The organism is Actinacidiphila sp. DG2A-62, from assembly GCF_035825295.1.
In the GTDB taxonomy this organism is placed as follows: Bacteria; Actinomycetota; Actinomycetes; order Streptomycetales; family Streptomycetaceae; genus Actinacidiphila.
The window spans coordinates 2,305,387-2,329,008 of sequence record NZ_JAYMGI010000002.1 but is presented as its reverse complement, the minus strand read 5'-3'; the positions used below and the strand labels follow the sequence as shown (position 1 = coordinate 2,329,008).

Here is a 23,622-nt window from a genome sequence, read left to right as displayed (position 1 = left end):
ATGCCCGCGCCCTTCCGGGGTAGGCGGGCCCCAGCGGGCCGCCCGTACGCGGCCGTTCGGGTGAGCTGTGCGGATGCGCCGCCCGCCTGACCGGGCGTCAGGGCGCGCGGCGCGGAGAATGCGGACGGCGAACGGAGTTCGGCGGTGGCACCCGGAACGGGCAGGTTGCGCAGCGCGGTGATCGAGGTCGGCGCGTGGTGGGCGGTGCTGTGCGCGCTGACCGTGGTCGCGGTCGGACCGCTGGACACCGTCGAGTACGTGGTCGCGGTCGCCGCCGGGTGCGGCGCCGCGCTGGCCGTGCGGTGGGTCAGGCTCGCCGCGGGCGTGGAGTTCGGCGGCCTGCGCGGCGCGGGCCGGGCCGCGCTGCTGCTGCCCTGGTCGGTGTTGCGCGGCGTCGCCGTGCTGCTCGCGGCGCTGGTCCGCCCGGCCGCGGTCCCCGCGGGCTTCCGCCGCACCGCGGTGCGCGACGGCGCCGGCCCCGGCTGGGCCGCCCTCGCGCTCGCCGCCTCGCCCGACACGTGCGTGGTCCGCGCGGAGGACGGCGGCGCCGTCGAGTTGCACACCCTGGGGTCCGCGCGGAGCCCGATGGAACGCGCGCTCACGACGACGGACGGGCCGGGTGGCTCCGACGGGCCGGGCGGTGCGCGTGGCGCGGACGCCTCGCGCCGCGGCCGTGGCCGTGACCACGGACGAGGAGGTGGGCGGTGAACGCGTGGACGAGCGCCGCGCTGGTGCTGCTCGCGGTCGCCGCGCCGCTGTGCCTGCTGGGCGCGGTGCGCGGCAGCGAGATGCGCCGGCTGACCGCGGTGTCGCTGCTGTCGCCCGTCGTCGGCGCGGTGTTCCTGCTGCTGCCGCAGGGCTACCAGCGCTCCTCGTACCAGGACCTGGCGCTGGTGCTGGCCGTCCTCGCGCCCGCGGGCACGCTGGTCTTCACGCGGTTCCTGGCCGGGCAGCCGCGCGCGACGGGCGGCGACGAGGAGGACCGCGGATGAGCGCCTCGCACGCCGTCGTCCTGGCACTGCTGTGGGCGGGCGTGGCCTGCGTCCTGGTCTCGGCGCTGGCGCTGCACCGCCTGGACGGGACGTTCTCGCGCCTGCACGCGCTCGCGCCCGCCTCCTGCCTGGGCGTGCCGCTCATCGCCGTGGCGGTGGCCGTCGACCAGGGCGCGGGCCGCGCGGCCGTCAAGACCCTGGTCATCGGCGTGCTGTTCGCGGCCGGCGGCACCGCGGGCACGATCGCGATCGGCAAGGCGGCGGCGCGGGCCGGGGAGCCGGGCGGCTCGGGCGGGGAGCGGGCCGGGGAGCGGGGCGGCTCGGGCGGCGGGCGCGCGGACGGGCCGCCGGCCGGCGGCGGAAAGGAGCGGTGAGCCGGTGAACACGCCGCTGGTCGCGGTCGCCCTCGCCTTCGTCGTGGTCTGCGCGACGGTCGCCGTGCTGTGCCGCGACCCCGTGCGCCAGGCGCTGGTGCTCGCCGTGCTGGGCCTCGGCCTCGCCGTGCTCTTCGCGGTGCTCCAGGCGCCGGACGTCGCGCTGTCCCAACTCGGCGTCGGCACCGCGCTGACACCGCTGCTGATCCTGCTCACCGTCCGCAAGGTCTCCCGCCGCTCGACCGCGGACGCGGACGCGGCGTCGGGCGGCGACGGCGCCGACGGGTCCGGCGGGTCCGGCGGGTCCAACGGCTCCGGCAGCAGCGGCGGTTCTCGCGGGAGCGGCGAGGCGGGCGGCGGCGGTTCGCGCGGCGGCGCGGACGACGCGGCCCGTACCCGCGACGACGCCGGGAGCGACGGCTACCCGGGCGGCGGGTCGTGAGCGCCCGCGCCCGGCTGCTGCTGTGCCTGGCGGCCGTCGCCGTCATCGCCGTGTTCTTCGCCGTCGCCTGCACCGAGATGCCCGCGGCCGGCGGCGACCACCACCCGTACGGCGACCGCGCGGTGGCCGCCGCGCTCGCCCACCGCACCGCGAACACCGTCTCCGCGGTCAACTTCGACCTCCGCGCCTTCGACACCCTCGGCGAGGAGTCGATCCTGTTCGGCACCGTCCTCGGCGCCACCCTGCTGCTGCGCCTGGCCCGCGACGAGCGGCGCAGGCCCGCGCCCTCCGAACACGTGCTGCCCAGCACCCGGTTGCTCGGCACCGCGCTGCTGCCGGTCGCGCTGGTGGTCGGCGTGTACGTCGTGGCGCACGGCCAACTGAGCCCCGGCGGCGGCTTCCAGGGCGGCGTCATCCTCGCCACCGCGCTGCACCTGGGCTACATCGCCGCCGACTACCGCGTCCTGGAGAAGGTGCGGCCGCTGGCCGTGCTGGACGTCGCGGACGCGATCGCCGCGGGCGCGTTCGTCGCCCTGGGCATCGCCGGATTGGCGGCCGGCGGAGCCTTCCTGAAGAACACCCTGCCGCTGGGCACGTTCAACCAGATCACCTCCGGCGGCACGGTGCCGCTGCTCAACGCCGCCGTCGGCGTCGAGGTCGGCTCCGGCCTGATCGTGCTGCTCGCGCACTTCCTGGACCAGGCCGTCGAGATCTCCGCCGGCGACGGCGCGGACCGGCCCCCTCGCCCGCACCCCGACGCGGACCACCGCACAGACCGCCGCGCGGACCACCGCACAGACCCCCAGGAGGAGCCGTGATGGGCCCGTGGCCGTACCTCGCCGCCGGATGGGTGCTGCTGGTGGCCCTGTACGGGATGGTGACCAGCCGCAACCTGATCCACGCGATCGGCTGCCTGGCGGTCGCGCAGTCCTCGACGTACCTGCTGCTGCTCTCCGTCGGCTACCGGCACGACGGCACCGCGCCGGTCTTCTCCGACGTCAAGCCCGGCTCCCGGCCGCTGGTCGACCCGGTCGTGCAGGCGCTCGCGCTCACCGACGTGGTGGTCGGCGCCACCGTCACCGCGCTGCTGCTCGCCCTGACCGTCCAACTGCGCAAACGCCACGGCACCGTGGACCCGCAGGCGCTGACCGGCCTGAAGGGCTGACCGGGTGCGCGCCACCACGCTGCTGCCGCTGGCCGTGGCGATCCCGCTGGCCGGCGCGGTGCTGCTGGCGGCCGGCGGACGGCTGCTGCGGCGCCGGGGCTGCGATGTGCTGGCCACGGCGACCGCCGCCGCCGACGTGGCCTGCCTCGCGCTGCTGTGGCCGGACACCCACGCCCTGGCCACCGCGCCGCTGGGCGGTTGGCCCGCGCAGATCGGGATCGTGCTGGCCGCCGACCGGCTCGGCGCCGGACTCGCGCTGCTCGCCGCGTTCCTGGTGCTGGCCGTGCTCGTCTATTCCTGGCGGTACTTCGACGAGGCCAGGCGACCGGGTCGGCGTCTTCCCCGCGCTGGTGCTGCTGTTCGAGGCCGGCATGGTCGGATTCGCGCTCACCGGCGACCTGTTCAACGCCTTCGTGTTCTTCGAGCTGATGGGCGCCGCCGCCTACGCGCTCACCGGCTACCGCATCGAGGACCCGCGGCCGTTGCAGGGCGCCCTCACCTTCGGCATCGTCAACTCCTTCGCCGCGTACTGCTCGTTGCTCGGCATCGGCATGCTCTACGCCCGCACCGGACAGCTCGACCTGGCCGCCATCGGCCGCGCGCTCGGCGGCCACCGCACCGACCTGCTCGTGGTCACCGCGTTCGTGCTGGTGGCCACCGCCCTGCTGGTCAAGTCCGCGCTGGCGCCCTTCCACTTCTGGCTGCCCGACGCGCACGCGGTCGCCCCCACACCGGTGTGCATGCTGCTGTCCGGGGTGATGGTCGAGCTGGGCGTGTACGGGACCGCGCGCGTCTACTGGACGGTGTTCTCCGGGCCGGGCGGGCTGCCGCACGACGCGTTCCGCCACACCTTCGAGGCGCTGGGCGTGATCACCGCGCTGCTCGGCGCGCTGATGTGCTGGCAGCAGCGGCACCTCAAGCGCCTGTTGGCGTACTCCACGATCAGCCACGTCGGACTGTTCACCGTCGGCATCGCGCTGCTCACCCCGGCCGGCACCGCCGGCGTCGCGCTCTACGTCGCCGCGCACGGCTGCGTGAAGGCCGCCCTGTTCGGCCTCACCGGCGTGCTGCTGGACCGCTACGGATCGGTCGACGAACGCGGCCTGCACGGCAGGGCCCGCGAACTGCGGCTGGTCGGCGTGCTGTTCGTGATCGGCGCGCTGGCGCTGGCCGGCCTGCCGCCCACCGGCACCGGCCTCGGCAAGGCGCTCACCGAGGACGCCGCCGCCGAACACCCGTGGCTGGCCGCGGTGTTCGTCATCGCCTCCGCGTCCACCGGCGCGGCCGTGCTGCGCGCGGCACTGCGGGTCTTCTGGGGAGCCGGCGCCCCGACGAAGCCGCACCCGGACGAGGCCGGGATCAGCGGCGAGGGCGAGGAGCCGGAGATCCGCGAGCCGCGCCGGTCGGTGCCGCCGACGACGACCGCGGTGCCGGCCGTCCTGCTCGCCGTCGCCGTGCTGCTGGGCTGCCTGCCGGCCGCCGCGTCCTCCCTGGCGGCCGGCGCGCGCACCTTCACCGACGCGGGCGGGTACCGCGCGGCGGTGCTCACCCCCGCGGCGCCCCCGCCCGCGGCCGCCGCCGGCCCCGCGCCGGCGGACTGGACCGCCACCGGTGTGCTGCTCGGCCTGCTCACCGCCGCCCTGGCCGTGCTGCTCGCGGTGCTCGCCGTGCGCCGCCCCCGGCCGTGGCGGTACAACCCGCTGCGGGTCCCGGTCCGCGGCCTGCGCCGCCTGCACTCCGGCCACCTCGGCGACTACCTCGCCTGGCTCGCGGTCGGCGTCGCGGTCCTGTGCGCGGCGCTCGCCGCACAGACGTGACCGCGGGCCCGTGGCGGGCGCGCCGTCCCCGTCGTGCGACCGCGCGTGCCGGCCCGGGCACGTCAGGGCGTCGGGATGCCGGCGACCCGGCGGGGACCGGCGAGGCGGACCGGCACGCCCGGGGAGTACAGCACGCTCACCGGCGGCGCCTGCGGGGTGGGCAGCCCGGCCGCCGCGACGAGGTTCTCCTCGCACTCCAGCAGCTCGGCCCGGTACAGCGGCCAGCGCGGATGGTCGTTGGACAGGTACGACGCACCGCCGAAGAACGCGTTGTGCATCCCCCAGCGCGCGGTCAGGAAGTGCTCCAACTCCGTCGGCTCCGCGATCCGTTCGCCCGGCCGCAGCACGATCCGGCTGCGCACGCCGCGCCGCCGTGGCCGGCGCCGCGCGCTGGTGTACGCCACCGTGCCCGCGCCGGCCTCGACCCGCATCCGCGACCACACGTACGGCAGCCGGAACCCGATCCGCCCCATCAGCACCGGTATCAGCCGCGAGGCGTCCATCGACCGGAAGACCACGCCGCGCCTGCCCCGCGCGTCCACCGAGTACAGCCGCACGTTCGTCTCCGGGAACGACCCCAGGTACGGCACGCCCGGCAGCCCCAGCCAGCCGACCCGGTGCATCCGGAACGCGACCAGCCCCACGTACGTCCGCCCCTCGTACGTGTCGGGGACCGTCCCGGCCGGCAGCAGCGGCCGCACCGCGTCCGGCGGCACGGACCAGTGCACGAAGCACAGGTCCAGCCACTGCTGGGTGAGCAGCGGCGTCCTGATCGCGACCGGCGCGTCCGGCGTGATCGGGGCCGCGGGCACGTCGGGCGCCCGCCGCGGCGCGGGGGACGCCGGGGCGTCGGGGGCGGGCGGTGTCACCCGGCCAGCATGCCGGAGCCGCCTCAGCAGGCGGCGCGCGGGGTGAGGCCCGCCGCGTCCGGGACCCGGTCGCGGTAGGCCGCGGTCGCGAAGGCGAGCAGCGCCGCGATGTCCCTGCGGTGCGAGGACAGCCCCAACGACACCCGCACCGCGCCGCCCGAGGGCAGGCCGAGCCGCCCCACGTAGTCGTCGATCGTGCCGGTCGCGGTCCGCACCGCCCGGTTCAGCACCTCGCGGTCGATGGCGAACGCCGCCTCGCCGGTGCCCGGGTTGCAGAAGCAGCCGGTGCGCAGCGAGATGCCCTGCGCCGCGCTGTCGCGCGCGACGATCCGCTCGTCGACGATCCCGCCGCGCGCGTCGAGAAAGTTCAACGCGACGGTGCCGCCGCGGTGTTCGGTGTCCAGGGGGCCGTAGACCTGCGCCATCGGCGAGCCGTCGGAGTGTCGCAGCCCGGCCAGTCCGGCGAGCAACTCCTCGGTGAGCGCGGCGACATGGCGGTGGACGCGCTCGACGCCGATCGTCCGCACCCAGTCCAGGCCGACCTCGACGTCCGGGATGCTCAGGTAGTTGACCGTGCCGTCCTCGAACGCGGCCTCGCCGTCGGCCATCGTGTGCCACCGTCCGAGCGCGCTCGCCGCGTGGATCGTGCCGCCGGAGAACCACGGCCTGCGCAGCCGGGCCAGCGCCTCCCGCCGCGCGATCAGACTGCCCACGCCGGTGGGGTAGCCGAACACCTTGTACCAGCTCACCGCCACGAAGTCCGGGTGCACGGCGGACAGGTCGAGGACGTTCGCGGGCACGTAGGCCGCCGCGTCCAGCAGGACGTCCCAGCCGGCGCTCCTGGCCCTGGCGATCCAGTGCAGGCCGTGCCGGACGCCGCTGAAGTTGCTCTGCGCGGGGTACGCGAGCAGGCCGCGGCGGGGGCGGGCGTCGCCGGCGCCGGGGGATTCCGTGCCGGGACCTGGTGCGCCGGGACCTTCCGCGCCCGGACATCCCGCGTCGGGCCCTCCCGCGCCCGGCGCCGCGGGAGCCGGCGCGGTCAGCACCGCCTCCATCGCGGACGCGTCCACGTCGAGGCCGGGCGTGCGCATAGGGACGTACACGGTGTCCGCGCCGCGCGCGTGGGCGTACTCGCGCAGCCCGTTGACGGAGTTGTGGTTGTCCAGCGTCAGCACCAGCCGGCGGCCGGGGCCGAACGGGTACGACTCCCCGACCAGCCGGCACGCGCCCGTCGCGTTCGCGGTGAACACCACGGCGTACTCCCGCGGATCGGCCCGGAAGTGCTCCAGCACCCGGCGCCGCGCCCGCTCCACCAGCGCCCCCGACGCCTCGGCCGCCGGGCTCACCGAGTGCGGGTTCCCGAAGCATCCCGCGGCCAACCGCTCGGCGTGCGCCCGCACTTGGGCCCTGGCGGGCAGGCCCGCGCCGGTGTGGTCGAGGTACACGTGCCCGCCCTCGTCCAGATATCCGTAGCCGTCCTCGGCGGCGCGCAGCGTCTCCAGCGTCGCGTCCGGTCCCGCCATGCCGATCGCCCCCGTTCACCCTTTTCCCACGGTACGCCGGTCCGGGCACGGCGTCCGCCCGGAGCGGGCGGGCCGGGCCGGGCAGGCGGGCGACCGGGGCCGGACGGTCCGGCGGAGTCGAGGCGGCCCGCTCGGGCCGGCGCGGGTCAGGGCAGGACGCTAAAGGTGACCTCGTAGATGTAGCCGGGCATGGCCGGGGTGAAGCCGAAGCCGTGGCCGACCGAGACCGTGCCCGTCGCGCCGTTCGGGTGGTCGAGGCCGTTCATGACGAAGCTGATGGAGTAGCTCGCCGGAGCCGAGCCCTCCCACTCCGCGCACAGGATCTGCTGCGGCTGCTCCGGGAACTCCTCGACGACGGTGGGCTGTTCGTCGGTCAGGTAGATGCGGTGCCGCTGCTCCCTCGGCAGCGAGGTGAAGTCGTTGCAGTCGATCTCCGACAGACGCGTGTCGGCGGAGGCCGTGGTCGCCGGCGCGACCGCGGGAACGCCGAGCGCGAGGGCCGCGGCGGCCAACAGAAGAGCGGTCTTGCGCATGTGAACCCCCCACTGCGGTACGGACAGAGGCCTCATTCTGGCCGCGGCGCGCGGCGGACGGCACGGCGTGTTCCGGCCGAACCGGTCACCGCGGGAGTACGGCGCGGGACCCGCAGGGCACGCCGGGTGGACGCCGGGTGGACCCGGCGTGCTGGGTCTCTTCGGCGCGGGCCTCTTCGGCGGCGGGCCTTTTCGGCGCGGGCCTTTTCGGTGCCGACGCCGGACTGCGGGTGCGTGGACCCCTTCCGCACGGACCCGGGGCGCGGGAGGGCGCCGGAGCACGCGCGCGCGGTGCGCACCCCGGAGCGCGGGGGACGCGGGGGCGGTGCCATGATGGCCGGGCCATGGGACTTTCCGGGCGCGCTGCCGCCGACGTACGTCTGCTGAGGGCTTCGGTCTTCGCGGGCGTCTGCGTGCTCCTGGCCGCCGCCGGACACCAGTGGGCCGGTGGCCGGCCGCCCGGCACGGGTGCGCTCGTGGCCGGATGGCTGGGCGTGCTGGCGTGGGTCGTGCCGCTGGCCGGCCGGCGCAGGACCGTCCCCGGCGTCGCCGCGGGGCTGGCCGCGGGCCAGTTCGCGCTGCACGCGTTCTTCTGCCTGATGTGCGCGCCCGTTACCGGGCTCGCCTCTGCTTCCGCCTCTGGCTCCGCCTCCGGGATCGGCTCGGGGGCGGTCGCGGGGTCCGTCTCCGGTACGGGGCAGGGCTCGGGCCCGTTTCCCGGCTCCGGCGTCCTGACGCTCGCCGCGCGCCTGCGGTGCGGCGGCCTGGGCACGCCCCTGACCACCGCCCAGGCCGCGTCCGTCGTCCGGCGGGCCGGACTCGACCCGGCCATGCCGTCCGCGTCGATGCCGGGCATGCCGGGGACGTCGGGAACGTCGGGCACATCGGCGATGTCGGCGATGTCGGCGATGCACGGGATGCCGGGCATGGGCGGGACGGGCGGCATGGCCGGGATGCACGGCACGCTGCCCGCCCTCCTCGGGACGCGGCTGGCCGTGCCGACACGCCCCGGAGACCTGCTGCACCTGTTGCCGTCCCCGGCGATGGCCCTTGCCCACCTCGTCGCGGCGGCCCTGCTGGGCCTGGTGCTGTGGCGCGGCGACGCCGCGCTGTGGCTGCTGACGGCCCGGCCGGCGAAGGCCGCGTTGCGCCGTCTGCTCGGCGCGTTCACCTCGGGACTGCGCGCCCTGGCCGCGGTCGCGGGAGCCGCCGAGGCGGTCCGCCGCCTGCGCCGTGCCGCGCACCGGCGCCGCCGCCACGGGCCGCGCCGACCACGACCGGCCGCCGCGCCCGCGGTGCGCCGTGGGCCTCCCCGGTACGCCGTCGCGGTCTGACGCCCTGTCCGCGCACTTGTCGGCCTTCCCGCCGCTCGTGCGGTTCCGCCGGTTCTGCGGGTACCGCCGGTTGTGCGGGTTCCGCCGGTTCTGCCGGTCGGCCTGGTTCTCGGGGCCGATCGGGGCAGTGCCGGCCGGTCCGGTTCTCCGGTTGTCCTGAACCGTCCCGGAACCCTCCGAGCCGCCTCGGCGCCGACCGCGACGCACCCGCCCCCGTACCCATCCGTACGTGAGGGCCGCGCAGCCGGGACCGGTCCGTACGGCCGGGCTCCGCCGTTCGTGGCGGGGCCGGTCCGCTACGGCTCACCGGTCCGTCCGTCCACGCCCGTACGCCCGCGCGCAGTCGACCGCCGCGCACGGGTGCGGCCGGGCTGCGCGCGCTCGCGTGAAGACGTTCAGAGGTCATCACCACCATGCGACGACAGATCACCTGGTCCGCGGACGCCCCGCGGGCCGAATGGGACACCCGACGTGACGGCGACGGCACGCACACCGGCGGGTCCGTCGACCGGTCCGCCGACCGCTCCGCCGACCGGTCCGCCGACCGGTCCGCCGATCGACGGCTCGATGCGCCCGGCCAGGCGGTTCCACGCACCCGCCAGCCAGACGTTCAGCGCACCCGCCGGCCGGGTCGCCGAGCGGAGGATCGACCAGACGGCCGACCAGACGGCCGACCAGAACGCCGGCCGGGTCGCCGACAGGACTACCGACCGGACGGCCGACCAGACCGCCGGCCGGACGACCGACAGGACCGCCGGCCGCGGCGCCGGCGTGGCCGAGACGGCCGCGGACGTGCCCGCGCCCGCGAGTCCGTCGCGTCCCGATCGCGGGTCGCGCGCGCTGCGCGGGCCGCGCCGGCGCCGACTCCTCGCGAGCGCCTGCCTGGTGGCGGTCGGCGCGGCCGTGATCGCGGGCTGCTCGGGGAGTTCGTCCGGCGGCGCGTCCGGCTCGGCCGGTTCCGGGGACGCGCCCGCTGCGGTCGTGACCGCGGGAGGGGACGACTCGGGGCCGCCCGGGGCGATCACCTTCGACACGCCGTTCCCCAAGCCGGCGCTGCGGCTGACCGACCAGGACGGCAAGCCGTACGACCTGCGGCGTGCGACCGCCGGGCGCGCGCTGTTGCTCTACTTCGGCTACACCCACTGCCCGGACGTCTGCCCCACGACGATGGCCGACCTCGCCGGTGCGCTGCGGCGGCTGCCCGCCGGGACCGCGCGGCCCGCGGTGGTCTTCGTCAGCACCGACCCCGGCCGCGACACCCCCGCGCGCCTCAAGGAGTGGCTCGGCGCGATCGACCCCCGGTTCGTCGGCCTGACCGGCGACTTCGAGACGATCCGCAGCGCCGCGACGGGCCTGGGCATCAGCGTCGCGCCGCCGGTGCGCAACGCCGACGGCTCGGAGACCGTCAGCCACGGCGCGGAGGTCGTCGCGTTCTCGCCGAAGGACGGCCTGGCCCACCTCCTCTTCCCGTCCGGCACGTCCGAGTCGACGTACGCGGCCGACCTGCCGGGGGTGGTCGCGGGCGCGGCGTCGTGACGTGAGGCGGCATGGCCGGGTTGTCTGGGTTGTCAGGGCTGGTCGGTGGGGTCGGGTCGGGCGGCCTGGGCGGCCCGGGCGGTCGGTCGGGGTGAAGAGGGGTCGAGCGGTGCGGAAGGGAGGTCGGGGACGTGGCGGTGGTCGACGCCGGGCGTCCGCGTAGCCGTACGCGGGGACCTCGAACTCCCGGCGCGCGGCCGGGTTTCCGGCTGGCGCGCGCGGCGGTCTTCGCCGCGCTGTGCGTCACCGTGAGCGGGCTCGGGCACGTGATGATGTCCGGCGCGACGGTCCCGGTGTGGGCGCTCGGCTACGCGTTCGCCGCGGTCACGGCGGCGGCCTGGTGGCTGACCGGCCGCGAACGCGGCGGGCTCGCCGTGACGGCGGCGACGCTCACCGCCCAGGCGGGGCTGCACTGCTTGTTCGCGGCCGGCCAGTTGGTGCGGGCCGCGACCTCGCGGGCGGGCACGCCGAGCGGGTCGGGCGGGCCCGGTCGCCTCGGCGGCCTGAGCGGCGGAACGGGCGCGCCCGGTGGACGCGGCTCCGCGGGCCGGCCGAACGGCCCGGGCCTGCTCGGCGGTTGGGGTGCTCCCGGCGGCGCGGGCGGCTCCGGGGTCCTCGGCGGGCCCGGGGGCGGCGTCGGCGGTCCGGGCGCGCCGGGCGGCGGTCACGTGGCGCACGTGACGGGCCGGATGCCGGCCGTGCCCGCGCTGCACGGCAGGCCCGCCGTGCCCGTCATGCCGGCGGTGCACGCGATGCCCGCGATGCACGAGATGCATACGTGGACGCTCGGCATGCTCGCCGCGCACGTCGTCGCGGCGCTGGTCTGCGCGCTGTGGTTGTGGCGCGGCGAGGCCGCCGTGTGGCGGCTCGGCCGGGCGCTGGCCGCGCTGGTCACCGGGCCGCTGAGCCGGGCGCGGGCGGTGGGCGGCGCCGCCCCGCTGCGTACGCCGCGCGCGGGGAGGGCGCCCGCGCCCGCGGTGCTGTCGCCGCCGTCCGCGGTCGTCCTGCGGTACGCGCTGGTCAGGCGGGGGCCGCCGTACGTCCTCATTCCGTACGGCTGACCGGCGCCCGTAACGCCCTGCCGGCCGTCCCCGGGTGGCGCCCCGCCTGCACAGGCGCGGCGGCGCGGGGGCGCCAGGGGCGCGGCGGGCGCGACGCCGGAGTGCGCGCATGGGCGCACCCGGCCCATTCGATCGGCCTGCTCCACCCACACGCCGCCTTCGCCACCCGGCGATGAGCGTCCCCGCTCCGGGACCACCCAGGTCCCGCGGACCCCGCTTCGTACGTCCGGAAGTCCGGAAGTCCGTACGTCCGGACCTCGGCACCGGGACCGGCCGCGTACCGGTCCGTCCGCCCGACGACCGGTCGGGCGCGCGTGGCAACGGCGCGGCCCCACCCCCGCCCCGAGCCACGCGACCCGAGCCGTCGCGCGGACCGGCGTCGTGCGCACGCCGAACACCCTGGCGTCGCCCGGTTGTTCGGACCCGGCGTCGACGCCGACTCCGCCGCTCGCGAGCCCCGGCCCGTCCACGGCGGAGCCTGCCCCGGGCCGCCGCGATCCGGCCGGACTCCGGCGAACAGGGCTGCCCACGACGGCCGTTCGTGGCGCGGAAGCCCCGGCCCCGGGAGCCACGACGGCCCCGGACGCCGGCAGCGTCCGCGCGACGCGCGGCTCTTCCGCGACAGCGGACAGCCGGCCCGGGCGAACGAGGCCGCCGCACCCGGCGGGGCTTCTGGCCCGGACGTCGGGTCCGCGGGCTCGGACCCTCGGCCCCTCGGACCCTCGTGCTCGGGCCCGGGCCTCCGGTGCCGGGTCTCCGGGCGTCGGAGCCGAGACGGAGTCGGGGAAGCCGGGGCCCGTCCGGGGCCTCCGGGCGTCCGCCGGGGTCCCGGTCCGGCGCGGTCTCCGCCGCCGGTGGCCCTTCCGGCGCGGGCCGCGGCTTCCGCGCCTGCGGTCCGGCTTCCGGGGCGGTGCTTCCGGGGCCGCGGACGCCGGCTCGGCCTGCGGGCCGGTGGGGCTGCGCGCCGGGGAGTCGGTGCGCGGGGTGTGTGGGGGAAGGGGCGGGCCGCCCCTGGCCGCGGGACGGCGTACGTCGCCGGGCCCGCGTGAGGTGAGGACTGACTGTGATGATCGCAACGGCGCCCCCGCGTGGGCACCGCAAGGAGACACCCCGTCCCGGCAGGGACGACGACGAACAGGTGACGGCCTGGGCCCTGGCCGCGGGCCGCGGCGACGAGGACGCGATGCGGCGGTTCGTGGAGGCGACGCACGGCGACGTGCGCCGCTTCGTCGGGCACCTCGTCGCCGAGAGCGGGCCGGGCGTGGAGGACCTGGCGCAGGAGACGTATCTGCGGGCGCTGTCGAGCCTGCCGCGGTTCGCGGGCCGCTCGTGCGCGCGTACGTGGCTGCTGTCGATCGCGCGACGCGTCGTGGTGGACCGTTACCGCCACGACGCCGCGCGGCCCCGGCTGTCCGGGGCCGCCGACTGGCTGGACGCGGCCGAGCGGCGGCAGCCCGTGGGGCTGCCCGGGTTCGACGAGGGGGTCGCGCTCCTCGACCTGCTCGGCGGCCTCGACCACGCCCGGCGGGAGGCCTTCGTGCTGACGCAGGTGCTCTGCCTGCCCTACGCGGAGGCGGCCCGCCGGGCCGGCTGCCCGATCGGCACGGTCCGCTCCCGCGTGGCCCGCGCCCGCGAGGAGCTGTCCGTGATGCTCCGCGCGGCCGACGGACCGCTCGGCGGCCGGTCGGATTCCGCGCTCCCGCCGACCGGCTGACGGTCGCGGGCCGCTCGGGCAGCCGGACCGCCCGGACCGCCCGAGCCGCCCTGCCTTCCGGCGGGCCGGGAGCCGGCGGACACCGCGGGCGGCGACGAACGCCGCGGGCGGCGGCGGGGTGTTCGGCCCCACCGCCGCCCGCGGCGTGACCTCGCACGCTCCCCGCGCACCCTCAAGGACGGCTGTAACGCACGCACTTCAGATACGTGAGCGGCGGGGTCGTCGCGCCGTTGTCGAGGCAGACCCGCACCACGTCGATCCCGGCCACGTCGACCGTCAGCCAGAAGTCGAACGCGTCGCTCTTGCCGCACACGTTGTTCTTGCTGGACGCGCTGGCCGCGTCGTGGTTGTCGGCCTTCACGGCGAACGCCGTCGTCCCGCGGCAGCTCGTCGCGCTGACCGACTTGTGCTCGCCCACGAGGTGGAAGGAGCGGTTGGACCAGGTGAGCGTGCCCCGGGTGTAGGTGTTGCCGAGGGTGACGTCGAAGTGGGTGGTGTCGGCGGCGGGTCGGGCGCCGGCGGCCGGCGCGGCGGGAACGGCGTGCGCGGCCGGTACGGCGGCGACGGCGTCGCCGGCGTCGGCGGCGGGAGCGCCGAGCAGCGCGCCCGCGCCGAACAGGGCGGTGCTGAGGGCGGCGGCAGTGGCAAGGCGGTTGCGCATGTCGTCTCCGGGATCAGGGTCCAGGGGCGCTCCCCCGGACCTGCCGCTTCAGTATTCCGAGGCGCGCAAACCGGGGCCATCACCCACACGAGGGGTGAATCACCCGCCCGTGATACGCCCCGCGACGCGCCTCGCGCTGCGCCCCGCGACATCCCCCCGGGCACGCCCAGGCTGCGTCTCCGGCGCCGGCCAGCCGCGTCGGCCTCGCGCCGGCGGCCCCGGCCGCCACGTCCGCAGCCGCAGGCTGTTCCCCACGACCAGCAGCGAACTCGCGGACATCGCGACCGCCGCGAGCATCGGGTCGAGCCAGCCGGTCGCGGCCAGCGGCACGGTGACGGCGTTGTACGCGAAGGCCCACGCGAGGTTCGCGCGGATGGTGCCCAGGGTGCGGCGGGCGAGCCGTACCGCGTCCGCAACCGGCTGGATGCCCGCGCGGACGAGGGTGACGTCGGCCGCCGCCGCGGCGACGTCCGTGCCCGTGCCCATCGCGATGCCGAGGTCGGCCGCCGCGAGCGCCGCCGCGTCGTTCACGCCGTCGCCGAGGACGGCGACGCGGTGCCCGCCGGCCCGCAACTCCGCGACCAGCGCGGCCTTGTCCCGCGGTGAACACCCCGCGTGGACGCGGTCGATGCGCAGCGCTTCGGCCACGGCCAGCGCCGGGGCCTCGTGGTCGCCGGTGGCCAGCACCGGGACCACCCCGAGGCGCCGCAGGTGCTCCACGGCGCGGTAGGCGTCGGGCCGCAGCACGTCGCCCAGCCCCAGCACCGCCTCGGGCACGCCGTCGACGGTGACCTGCACGCAACTGTGCGCGGCCCGGCCCGCGGCGGCCACCGCCTCGCCGAGGACCCCGGGCAGCGGACCGGGCCTGCCGACCGCCACCTCGTGCACCCCGTGCGGCCCCGCGACCTTCCCGCTGACGCCGACCCCCGGCTCGGCGACGAAGTCCTCGACCCGCGGCAGCGTCGCCCGCGCCGCCGCGCCGGCCGTCACCTGCCCGGTGCCCGTGCGCACGTAGGCGATCGCCGCCCGCGCGTGCTCGGCGACCGCCGCCCGCGCGTGCTCGGCGACCGCCGCCCGCGCGTGCTCGGCGATCGCCCGCCCCAGCGGATGCTCCGACCCCTGCTCCACCGCCCCCGCCAGCGACAGCACCTCTGCCTGCGACCGCCCGCCGGGCCGTACGGTGACGCGGGCGACGGACATCCGGCCGGCGGTGAGGGTGCCGGTCTTGTCCAGGACGACGGTGTCGACGGCGCGCAGCGACTCCAGCGCCCGCGCGCCGCCGACCAGGACGCCCAGCTGTGCGCCGCGGCCGGTCGCGGCCAACAGCGCGGTGGGGGTGGCCAGTCCGAGCGCGCAGGGGCACGCGACGACCAGCACCGCGACCGCGCAGGTGACCGCCGACCCGGCCGACGCGCCGGCGCCCAGCCAGAAGCCGAGGACGGTGACCGCGAGCACCAGCACGCACGGCACGAACACCCCGGCCACCGCGTCCGCGAGGCGCTGCGCGCGCGCCTTGCCGCTCTGGGCGTCGGCCACCAGCCGTGCCATGACGGCGAGCTGGGTGTCGGCGCCCACCGCGGTCGCCCGCACCACGAGCAGACCGCCGGCGTTGACCGCGCCGCCGGCCACCGCGTCACCGGGACGCACCTCGACCGGCGCGCTCTCACCGGTCATCAACGACATGTCCAGCGCGGACGCGCCCTCGACCACCACGCCGTCCGCGGCGACCCGTTCACCCGGCCGCACCATGAACTCCTCGCCCACGCGCAGCCGTTCGAGCGGGACAACGTGCTCGGCGCCGTCCGGGCCGCGCACCGTGGCCTCCGCGACGGTCAGCCGGGCCAGCGCCCGCAGCGCCGACCCCGCGCCGCGTCGCGCCCTGCCCTCCAGCAGCCGCCCGGCCAGCACCGCGAGCGGCACGCCGACCGCGCCCTCCAGGTAGACGCGCGGCTGCGCCGAGGCGGACGGCAGCAGCGAGAACGCCATCCGGTAGTCCCCGCCGCCGCCCGCGCCGCCGAACAGCAGCGCGTACGCCGACCAGCCGAAGGACGCGACGACGCCCAGCGACACTAGGCTGTCCATGGTCGCGGTCGCGTGCCGCGCGCCGCGCAGCGCCTTGGCGTGGAAGGGCCACGCGCCCCACGTCGCCACCGGAGCGGCGAGCGCGAAGCACAGCCACTGCCAGTACGGGAACTGCCACGACGGCACCATCGACAGCGCCATCACCGGCAGCGACAGCGCCGCGACGACGGCCAGGACCGCCTTCTCGCGCGTGGCCGAACTGCCGCGCCCCGCACCGGAGTCCGGGGACGGCGCGTGCTGGCCCCGCGGGTCGCGCGCGGTCGCGCCGTAGCCGGCCGCCTCGACCTGCGCGACGAGCGCGGCCGGGGCCACCGTCGCCGGGTGGGTCACCCGCGCGGTCGAGGTGGCGAGGTTCACCGCGGCCGTGACGCCGTCGAGGCGGGCCAGCCGCTTCTCCACCCGGCTCACGCAGGCCGCACAGGTCATGCCGGTCACCTCCAGGTCGGTGGTGACGGTGGCGGCGGCGCCGGGCGCGACGGTGTCGGCGCTCATCCCATGCCCCCCATCCCGTCCCCGCCGCCCGCCGATCCGCCGCCCCCGCCGCCGGGCACGCCGCTGCGGGCCGGGTGCAGGCCCGGATTGACCGGCCCGGCCGCCCTGCCGACGCCGTACGCGACGGCGAACACGACGACGAGCAGCAGCGCGAACAGTCCGAGGAGGACGGACGGGGGAGGTCACCGCGGGCGCCGGGCGCGGAGGGCGAGGGCGGTGCGGGTCGCTCGGGTGCGGGTGCGGGCGTGGGTGTGCGTGGCACGGGAACTCCGGGGATCGGCAGGGTGGTTGTGGACGGCCGTACGGACCGTCGTGCAAACGGCCGCGGTGCGCGGGTGGGTTACGGGCTCGCGGGCTCGCGGGGCTGTGGGGTCGCGTGCTGCCGGATGGGGGCTGCGGGCCGCCGGGCCGTGTGTCGCGACGCGCGCAACTCCCCTGCGGGCCACGGGACTCAGCCGCCCGGGCGGACGACGACGGCGCGCACGCGTATCGTGCCGCTGCCCGCGAACCGCAGGTCGAAGGCCACGTGGGCGCCGAGCGCGAGGCCGCGCGGGTGCGGGATCATCACGTCGGTGCCGTAGGGCGTCATGGACAGCCGGGCGCCGGGACGCAGGAGGACGCCGGCGACGCGTTCCATGTGCCCGGCGCCGGCCGCGACGGCCGTCCGGGTGAGCATGGCGGGACCGAGCTCCGGCGAGTCGACGCCCAGCAGGGTGTCGGCGGACCCGCCGGTGTTGCGCAGGTCGAAGAACGCCGCGGTGGCCTCGGGGTTGGACGGCAGCAGCAGCCGGCCCCCGGTCACCTCGATCCGCGCGGCCGGTGCGCCCGCCGCGCCCGTCGAGGCGTACAGCGACAGCGCGAGCAGCCCGGCGGCGCCGGCCGCGACGGGAACCGCCGCGCCCCGCGCGATCCGCCTCCCCGCTGGCCGCACGCGCCACCACCCCACCCGGCCGCCGCCACCGTCCGAGGAATCCCCCTCGACCCCACCGCCCGGCCCACCCCCCGAGCCGCCGAGCCCGCCCGGCCCACCGCCGCTGTCGTCGCGGAGACCGCCGGAACCTGCGCCGCGGGCCTGCGCGGCTGCGTCGTCGTACGTCACACAGCAGTGGTCGAACCACACGCCCCCCGAGTTCCCGAACCCTGGCGCGTGGTCGCTCGCCCCGCGCCGGGCCGTGGCCCGGCGGCTGTCCGGTTGGTCGGCGCGGCTGTCGGGTGCCGGCTGGGCTGCGTCCCCCGAGTTCCCGAACCCCGGCCCGTGGCCGTCCGGCCCGTCCAACGCCCAGTCGTGGCCCGGCGGCTCCCCGTCGCGTCGATGCGGCTGCCGGACGCCTCCCGGCCGGGCGGTCGACCGCGGGTAGGCCGGGCTGCGCCCGGCGAGTTCGCGGGCCATCGGCCCGTGGCCGTCCGCCCCGCGCCGGACAGTAGCCCGGCGGCTGTCCGGTTGGTCGGCGCGGCTGTCGGGTGCCGGCTGGGCTGCGTCCCCCGAGTTCCCGAACCCCGGCCCGTGGCCGTCCGGCCCGTCCAACGCCGCAGCCGCGCCGGGCGGCTCCCCGCCGTGTCGGCGCGGCTGCGGCTCGCCCTCCTCGGCCGGGCGGTCGGCCGGAACATCGCCGCGCCCCGCGCCGGGCCGCCGCCGGGGTCCGGGTGGTCGGGAACCCGGGCGGGGGGTGCGCCGACTATCTGCTGGGCGGCACGAGCGCCGCGTGGCGGAAGGACGGTGGCGAATCGATGCGAGTGCGTGCGCGACACGGCCTGGCGGCGGTCCTGGCGGGGCTGCTGCTCGCGGGCTGTTCCGGGGGGACGGCCGGAGGGGCGGGCGACGCGCGGGCGACCGGCGCGGGCCGGGGGTTTCCGGTGGCCGTGACCGACTGCTCGGGCGCGCGGACGGTGTTCGACGCGCCGCCGAAGGCCATCGTGACCAGCAACGCCTCCGGCCTGGAGCTGCTGCTGCGCCTGGGCGTCGGCGCGCGGGTCGTCGGGACCGGCTTCCCGCCGGGCAGGGGCGCGCTGCCCGCGCCGTACGACGCGCAGGCGCGCGAGGTGCCGGTGCTCGGCTCCGGGATCATCCCCAAGGAGCGGCTGCTCGGCTCGGGCGCCGACGTGTACGTGGACACCTTCGGCGCGATGGGCGGCATGGCGGGCGCCGGGGCGATCCCGAGCCCGGCGGAGTACCGCGCGGCCGGGATCAGGCAGGTGTTCCTCAAGTCCACGGCGTGCGCGGCGCGGCGCACCACGCCGATGACCGACCTGTCCGCGGTGGAGGACGACATCACCACGCTCGGCGCGGTCACCGGCGCCGACACCGCGGCCCGGCGGCTCGTCGCGGGGATGCGGCGCACCGTCTCCGCGGTGACCGCCGCGGTCTCCGGCGTCCCGCAGGCCCGGCGGCCGACGTACTTCTTCTTCGACTACGACGCCGGCACCCGGCAGCCCAGCGTGGTCTGCGACCGGCAGATCGCCAACGCGGTGATCACCCTGGCGGGCGCCCGCAACGTCTTCGGCGACTGCCACGGCACCTTCCGGCAGGTCGGCTGGGAGGACGTGATCAGCCGGGACCCGGACTGGATCCAGCTCGCCGTCCGCAACCACGGCAGCCCGGCGGCCGACGCGAAGGCGTTCGACGCCGCCGAGCGCTGGCTGAAGTCCGACCCGGCCACCCGCGGCATGACCGCCGTGCGCGACAACCGCTTCCTGCGCATCCGTTCGGAGCAGACCACCATCGCCGGGGTCGGCGACGCCGACACCGTGCGGCGGATCGCGCGCACCCTCTACCCGGGCAAGGTCTCCTGAATGCCCCCGCGCCCAGGGCGGATTCAGCCCAGAGTACGGCTCCCGCGGCCGGGTTCGGCCGCGGCGGCGGAGCCCGCGCCGGAGGGCGGGGCCGGACCAGCCCCCGAGCGCCGCGCGGTGAGCGCGGGCGCGGTCTGCGCCGTGCTCGGCCTGCTGCTGCTCGCCGCGCTGACCGCCGCCGTCGCGCTGGGGTCGACGTCGATCGCGCCGCAGGACGTGTGGGCGGTGGTCGCGCGCCGGATCGCCGGCCGGGCCCCGCGGCCGGGCACGGACGACCTGATCGTCTGGCAACTGCGCGTGCCCCGGGCGCTGTCGGCGGCGCTCGTCGGGGCCGGGCTGGGAACGGTCGGGACGGCCGTGCAGGCGCTGGTGCGCAACCCGCTGGCCGATCCGTACCTGTTGGGCGTCTCGCACGGCGCCTCGCTCGGTGCGGTGGCCGCCATCGTGCTGGGGGCGGGGTCCGGCGGCGTCCTCGGACTCGGGCTGTCCGGCGCGGCGTTCGCCGGAGCGCTCGGCAGCTTCGCGCTGGTGTGGCTGGCCGCGCGGCGCGGGGCCGCCTTCTCCCCGCTGCGGCTGGTCCTGGCGGGCGTGGCGGTCGGGCAGTTCCTGTCCGGCGTCACCAGCTACCTGGTGCTGCGGGCCGGCGACGAGGAGCAGACCCGTGGCGTGCTGTTCTGGCTGATGGGCAGCCTCGGAGGCGCGACCTGGCGGCAGTCGGCACTGCCCGCAGTCGCGGTGCCGGCCGCGTTGGCGCTGCTGCTGGCCAGGGCGCGCACGCTGGACGCCCTCGCCACCGGGGACGAGACCGCCGCCGCGCTGGGCGTGGCGGTGGGCCGCACGCGCCGCGAACTGTTCCTGGTCACCAGCCTGTTGACCGGTGTGCTGGTCGCGGTCTCGGGCGCCGTCGGCTTCGTCGGGCTGATGGTCCCGCACGCCTGCCGGCTCCTCGTCGGCGGCGGACACCGCCGGCTGCTGCCGGTGTCCGCGCTCGCGGGCGCGGTCCTGCTGGTGGTGGTCGACCTGGTCTGCCGCACCGCGCTGCCGCTCCAGGAGCTGCCGGTCGGTGTGGTGACCTCGCTCATCGGGGCGCCGGCGCTGCTGTACCTGCTCGACCGGCGCCTGGAGCGCGCGTGATGCGAAGGCGGCCCCGCGTACGCGCCCGGTCGGACGCCCGCCACGGGGACGCGTCCGCCGCGAGGACCCCCGAGGCAAGCCACCCCAGTCGCCAACTCGTCGTCGACGAGGCGGACTTCGGCCGAGTCGAGGTGCGCGACCTGCGGGTGTCGTACGCGGGGCGCGACGTCGTGGCGGGCGTACGGCTGTTGGCGCGAGAGGGCGAGATCGCGGGCCTGGTCGGCCCCAACGGCAGCGGCAAGTCGTCGGTGCTGCGCTGTGTGTACCGGCACCTGCGCCCCACGGCGGGCGCGGTGCTGCTCGACGGCGCCGACCTGGCCGGGATGTCGCCGGCCGGGGCGGCCCGCACGGTGGCCGCGCTGCCGCAAGAACGCGGCACCGGCGTGGAGTTGACCGTCCGCGAGGTCGTCGCGATGGGCCGCATCCCGCACCAGAGGGCGTTCGCGGCGGAGAACGCGGCGGACCGCGCCGCGGTGGACGGCGCGCTGGCCCGGGTCGGCCTGGCCGCCGCGGCCGGTCGCCGGTACACCGCGCTGTCCGGCGGCGAGCAGCAACGCGCCCTGCTGGCACGGGCGTTCGCGCAGCAGGCACGGGTGCTCGTGCTGGACGAGCCGACCAACCACCTCGACGTACGGCACCAGGTCGAACTGCTGGCGCTGCTGCGTGCCGAGCGCCGCACCACGCTCGTCTGCCTGCACGACCTGAACGCCGCGGCCTCGCTGTGCGACCGCCTCCATGTGCTGCACGAGGGGCGGTTGGCCGCGTCCGGACCGCCGCGCGAGGTGCTCACCCCCGAGCTGCTGGCCCGGGTCTTCGGCATCCGCGCGGCCGTGGTCGACCATCCGCTGACCGGCGACCCGCTGATCGCCGTGGACCACCGCGCACCGGCGCCGGAGGCCGGGCTGTGACGGTGTGCCCGGCCGGTTCCGCGAGCGGCGTCGGGGGCGGGTCACGGACGCCGAGTGGCCCCGCGGTCAGAGCGCGGCGAACAGGTCGTCCAGCGGGGCCGGGACGCGGTCCGGGGCGAGCGCCTCGACCAGCACGCGGCCGTAGTGGATCTTGCGTCCCTTCTTCGTGCCGAGGAAGCGCCGCAACTGCTGCTGCGGGGTGCGGTCGCGCTGCGCGGGTTGCCGCAGGAAGATCTCCAGGGCGCGCATGTCGCCTTCGGCGCGGACGAGTTCGGTCACCCGGACCGGGCCGAGCGCGCGGATCAGCTCGTCCTCCAGGTCGGCGGAGCAGACGAAGAAGTCCTGTGCGCGGGCGTCGGCGTTCGTCGCGGGCTGCGCGTACGGCTCGGCCTCGGCCTCGGGGGCGGCGGGGGAGTCCAGCGCGTCGGCTCCCCGCCGCGGCGCGCCGGCGTGCGTCAACGCCCGGGCGTAGTAGCCGCGTTCCCGTTCGTCGCACAGCCCGGTCAGACGCAGGCCGAGGCCCGCGCCGGCCGGGCCGAGGAGGCGGGCGTAACGGCCGACGCTCATCGCGCCGCCGATCGGCAGCACGCAGACGCCCTCGGCGGCCAGGTCCCGGCCGCGGCGCGCGGCGAGCGCGTCGACCGCGGCGGCGTCGCTCGGCCCTTCGAGCAGCACGACGACCCGGACGCGGAGCCGCGCGGCCAGGTCGCGTACGGCGGCTTCGCACGCCTCGTGGGACGGGCGCGTGTGGTGTGCGTGGCGCGCTCTGGAGGCGGAGGTGGAGGCGGAGGTGGATGCGGGTGCGGGTGCGGAGGTGGATGCGGAGGCGGGTCGGCCGCCGGGGTCGCCGGAGCCGTCGGTGGGCGCGGGACCGGCGGACGACGGCATCGGGTCGTCGGGGCGGCCGGCCGCCCACGCGGTGACCGCTGCCCGGAAGTCCCGCATGTCGGCGAGGTCAGCCCTGTCAGCCATGGGCCGAGTCTGCGGGCTCCCCGGCCCGCGCGGTAGGGAATTTCCGCTGCGTGCCGGTGCGGAGGCCGGGTCCGGTGCCGGATCCGGCACCGGACCCGGTGCCGATGTCGCCGCCGGTATCTGCGCGCGTGCCGGGTGCGGGCGCGGCGCCCTCCACCGGGGCGTAGGTGCCCGGCGTCTGGCCGGTGGCGCGGCGGAAGGCGTCGATGAACGCGCTCGGCTTGCGGTAACCCACCGCGCGGGCGGTCGCGTGGACCGTCGTGCCCTCGGCCAGCAGCCGGATGGCGGCGCGGACCCGGACCTTGGTGCGCCAGCGGGTGAAGCTCAGTCCGGTCTCGGCGCGGAACAGCCGCGACAGGGTCCGCACGCCCGCGTTCACCTGGTGGGCCCAGACGGCGAGTTCGCGCGGGTCGGCCGGGTCGGCGACGAGCTGCTCCGCGATGACCCTGATTTGCGGGTCGGACGGCATGGACACGTGGATGTCGTGGGTGGGCAGCGGAGTCAGCAGCGCGAACAACAGCGCCTCGGCGTGCGGCCGGCTCGGGTCCGCGGGGCCGGTCCTGGCCAGGTGCGCGAACAGCTCGCGCAGCAGCGGCCCGACCGCGATGCCGGTCGGCTCGGTCCACCGGATCGGGCAGGCGTCGGGGGCGAAGACGACCACCGAGATCTCGCCCGCGTGCAGCACGGACGCCGCGTGCTCGACCCCGCCGGGCACCCACATCCCGTAGCCGGGCGGCACCAGCCGTCCCGCGCGCCGACGGTGGCGGTCACCGTCGCGGTCGAGGTCCACATCAGCATCGGCTCGGGGTGGGCGTGCGCGGTGATCTTCTCGAAGCCGGCGGCCTCGCCGTGGCCGATGGTCAGGATCGGCGAGGCGGGCCACTTGGCCGCGGCGGTGGACCCGTCTCCGGGCCCCGGGCCGAACTCGTGCGCGGACCCCGCCTCGTACGCGGACCCGAGCGCCTGCCCGAGGCCTTGCTCGTACGCGGGCCCCTGCCCGTGCCCGGCGCCGGAGCGCGACGGGAACGGCGGCAGGGGAGGGGTGTACGCCTCCCGGTTCCCGTCGGCCATCGCGCCGGTCCCTTCCGCAGTCAGTCCGTCCGTGCCCGTCTGCCGCCCGTCCGTTGCCCGTCCGCGCCCCTCTGCCGCCCGTCCGCGGTCCGTGCGCGGTCGTCCGCCGTCCTCCGTCCGCGTCCGCGCGCCGACCGCCTCGCGCGGGCCGG

The 23,622-nt window shown here is 77.4% G+C and carries 22 protein-coding genes; 14 read left to right on the top strand and 8 right to left on the bottom strand.

The window, feature by feature from the left end:
• Window positions 1–144: 144 nt before the first annotated feature.
• The 7 genes from VSR01_RS10175 (at window position 145) to VSR01_RS10145 (ending at window position 4,790) form a co-directional block, all read left to right on the top strand.
• Window positions 145–708, top strand: coding sequence for a hypothetical protein (locus VSR01_RS10175; protein ID WP_326448932.1), 564 nt, complete (start codon window positions 145–147; stop codon window positions 706–708).
• Window positions 705–992 (top strand): MrpF/PhaF family protein, encoded by a 288-nt coding sequence (locus VSR01_RS10170; RefSeq protein WP_326448931.1) that lies wholly within the window; start codon window positions 705–707, stop codon window positions 990–992. Before VSR01_RS10175 ends, VSR01_RS10170 begins: the two co-directional genes overlap by 4 nt.
• Window positions 989–1,366 carry a cation:proton antiporter gene (locus tag VSR01_RS10165; protein WP_326448930.1) on the top strand — a complete coding sequence of 126 codons (378 nt, stop codon included), beginning with the start codon at window positions 989–991 and terminating at the stop codon, window positions 1,364–1,366. The genes VSR01_RS10170 and VSR01_RS10165 overlap by 4 nt, the downstream gene beginning before the upstream one ends.
• 4 nt (window positions 1,367–1,370) lie before the next feature.
• Window positions 1,371–1,808, top strand: a complete 438-nt coding sequence (locus VSR01_RS10160) for a Na(+)/H(+) antiporter subunit B (RefSeq protein WP_326448929.1) — start codon at window positions 1,371–1,373, stop codon at window positions 1,806–1,808.
• Window positions 1,805–2,626, top strand: a complete 822-nt coding sequence (locus VSR01_RS10155) for an MnhB domain-containing protein (protein ID WP_326448928.1) — start codon at window positions 1,805–1,807, stop codon at window positions 2,624–2,626. The genes VSR01_RS10160 and VSR01_RS10155 overlap by 4 nt, the downstream gene beginning before the upstream one ends.
• A complete protein-coding gene (locus tag VSR01_RS10150) occupies window positions 2,626–2,973 on the top strand; it encodes a sodium:proton antiporter (RefSeq protein WP_326448927.1) in 348 nt (115 codons plus the stop codon). Before VSR01_RS10155 ends, VSR01_RS10150 begins: the two co-directional genes overlap by 1 nt.
• A 350-nt stretch (window positions 2,974–3,323) precedes the next feature.
• Entirely contained in the window at window positions 3,324–4,790 is a 1,467-nt protein-coding gene (locus VSR01_RS10145; protein WP_326448926.1) for a complex I subunit 5 family protein, read from the top strand.
• A 62-nt stretch (window positions 4,791–4,852) separates the two neighbouring features.
• Here the strand turns inward: VSR01_RS10145 and VSR01_RS10140 are convergent, their stop codons facing one another.
• The 3 genes from VSR01_RS10140 to VSR01_RS10130 all read right to left on the bottom strand — a co-directional run bounded on the left by VSR01_RS10140 (window position 4,853) and on the right by VSR01_RS10130 (window position 7,715).
• Window positions 4,853–5,602 (bottom strand): YqjF family protein, encoded by a 750-nt coding sequence (locus tag VSR01_RS10140; protein ID WP_326453584.1) that lies wholly within the window; start codon window positions 5,600–5,602, stop codon window positions 4,853–4,855.
• Window positions 5,603–5,682: 80 nt separating this feature from the next.
• Window positions 5,683–7,182 (bottom strand): aminotransferase class V-fold PLP-dependent enzyme, encoded by a 1,500-nt coding sequence (locus VSR01_RS10135; protein ID WP_326448925.1) that lies wholly within the window; start codon window positions 7,180–7,182, stop codon window positions 5,683–5,685.
• 146 nt (window positions 7,183–7,328) lie between these two features.
• Window positions 7,329–7,715 (bottom strand): hypothetical protein, encoded by a 387-nt coding sequence (locus tag VSR01_RS10130; protein ID WP_326448924.1) that lies wholly within the window; start codon window positions 7,713–7,715, stop codon window positions 7,329–7,331.
• A gap of 344 nt (window positions 7,716–8,059) precedes the next feature.
• Between VSR01_RS10130 and VSR01_RS10125 the strand changes: the two genes are divergently transcribed.
• From VSR01_RS10125 to VSR01_RS10110, 4 genes are all read left to right on the top strand, one after another.
• Window positions 8,060–9,049, top strand: a complete 990-nt coding sequence (locus VSR01_RS10125) for a hypothetical protein (protein ID WP_326448923.1) — start codon at window positions 8,060–8,062, stop codon at window positions 9,047–9,049.
• A 471-nt stretch (window positions 9,050–9,520) separates the two neighbouring features.
• Window positions 9,521–10,585 carry an SCO family protein gene (locus VSR01_RS10120; protein WP_326448922.1) on the top strand — a complete coding sequence of 355 codons (1,065 nt, stop codon included), beginning with the start codon at window positions 9,521–9,523 and terminating at the stop codon, window positions 10,583–10,585.
• Between the two features lie 131 nt (window positions 10,586–10,716).
• The gene (locus tag VSR01_RS10115; RefSeq protein WP_326448921.1) at window positions 10,717–11,646 is read left to right on the top strand and encodes a hypothetical protein; all 930 of its coding nucleotides are present in this window, start codon (window positions 10,717–10,719) and stop codon (window positions 11,644–11,646) included.
• A gap of 1,066 nt (window positions 11,647–12,712) precedes the next feature.
• Window positions 12,713–13,360 carry a sigma-70 family RNA polymerase sigma factor gene (locus tag VSR01_RS10110; protein WP_326448920.1) on the top strand — a complete coding sequence of 216 codons (648 nt, stop codon included), beginning with the start codon at window positions 12,713–12,715 and terminating at the stop codon, window positions 13,358–13,360.
• A gap of 172 nt (window positions 13,361–13,532) precedes the next feature.
• Here the strand turns inward: VSR01_RS10110 and VSR01_RS10105 are convergent, their stop codons facing one another.
• The 3 genes from VSR01_RS10105 to VSR01_RS10095 all read right to left on the bottom strand — a co-directional run bounded on the left by VSR01_RS10105 (window position 13,533) and on the right by VSR01_RS10095 (window position 17,526).
• On the bottom strand, window positions 13,533–14,021 hold the full coding sequence (locus VSR01_RS10105) for a hypothetical protein (protein ID WP_326448919.1): 489 nt from the start codon (window positions 14,019–14,021) through the stop codon (window positions 13,533–13,535).
• A gap of 99 nt (window positions 14,022–14,120) precedes the next feature.
• Complete coding sequence (locus tag VSR01_RS10100; RefSeq protein ID WP_326448918.1) at window positions 14,121–16,595, bottom strand: heavy metal translocating P-type ATPase; 2,475 nt, start codon at window positions 16,593–16,595, stop codon at window positions 14,121–14,123.
• A gap of 451 nt (window positions 16,596–17,046) precedes the next feature.
• Window positions 17,047–17,526 (bottom strand): copper chaperone PCu(A)C, encoded by a 480-nt coding sequence (locus VSR01_RS10095; RefSeq protein WP_326448917.1) that lies wholly within the window; start codon window positions 17,524–17,526, stop codon window positions 17,047–17,049.
• 797 nt (window positions 17,527–18,323) lie between these two features.
• Between VSR01_RS10095 and VSR01_RS10090 the strand changes: the two genes are divergently transcribed.
• From VSR01_RS10090 to VSR01_RS10080, 3 genes are all read left to right on the top strand, one after another.
• Complete coding sequence (locus VSR01_RS10090; protein WP_326448916.1) at window positions 18,324–19,385, top strand: ABC transporter substrate-binding protein; 1,062 nt, start codon at window positions 18,324–18,326, stop codon at window positions 19,383–19,385.
• A gap of 117 nt (window positions 19,386–19,502) precedes the next feature.
• Window positions 19,503–20,519: a FecCD family ABC transporter permease gene (locus tag VSR01_RS10085; RefSeq protein WP_326448915.1), complete on the top strand. Its 1,017-nt coding sequence runs from the start codon at window positions 19,503–19,505 to the stop codon at window positions 20,517–20,519.
• Entirely contained in the window at window positions 20,519–21,427 is a 909-nt protein-coding gene (locus VSR01_RS10080; RefSeq protein ID WP_326448914.1) for an ABC transporter ATP-binding protein, read from the top strand. Before VSR01_RS10085 ends, VSR01_RS10080 begins: the two co-directional genes overlap by 1 nt.
• 66 nt (window positions 21,428–21,493) lie before the next feature.
• On the opposite strand, the gene VSR01_RS10075 is transcribed toward VSR01_RS10080, so the two are convergent.
• Together VSR01_RS10075 and VSR01_RS10070 are read right to left on the bottom strand one after the other, a co-directional pair.
• Entirely contained in the window at window positions 21,494–22,372 is an 879-nt protein-coding gene (locus VSR01_RS10075; protein WP_442785661.1) for a TOPRIM nucleotidyl transferase/hydrolase domain-containing protein, read from the bottom strand.
• 19 nt (window positions 22,373–22,391) lie between these two features.
• Window positions 22,392–23,189 (bottom strand): helix-turn-helix domain-containing protein, encoded by a 798-nt coding sequence (locus tag VSR01_RS10070; protein ID WP_326448912.1) that lies wholly within the window; start codon window positions 23,187–23,189, stop codon window positions 22,392–22,394.
• Window positions 23,190–23,622: the final 433 nt, after the last annotated feature.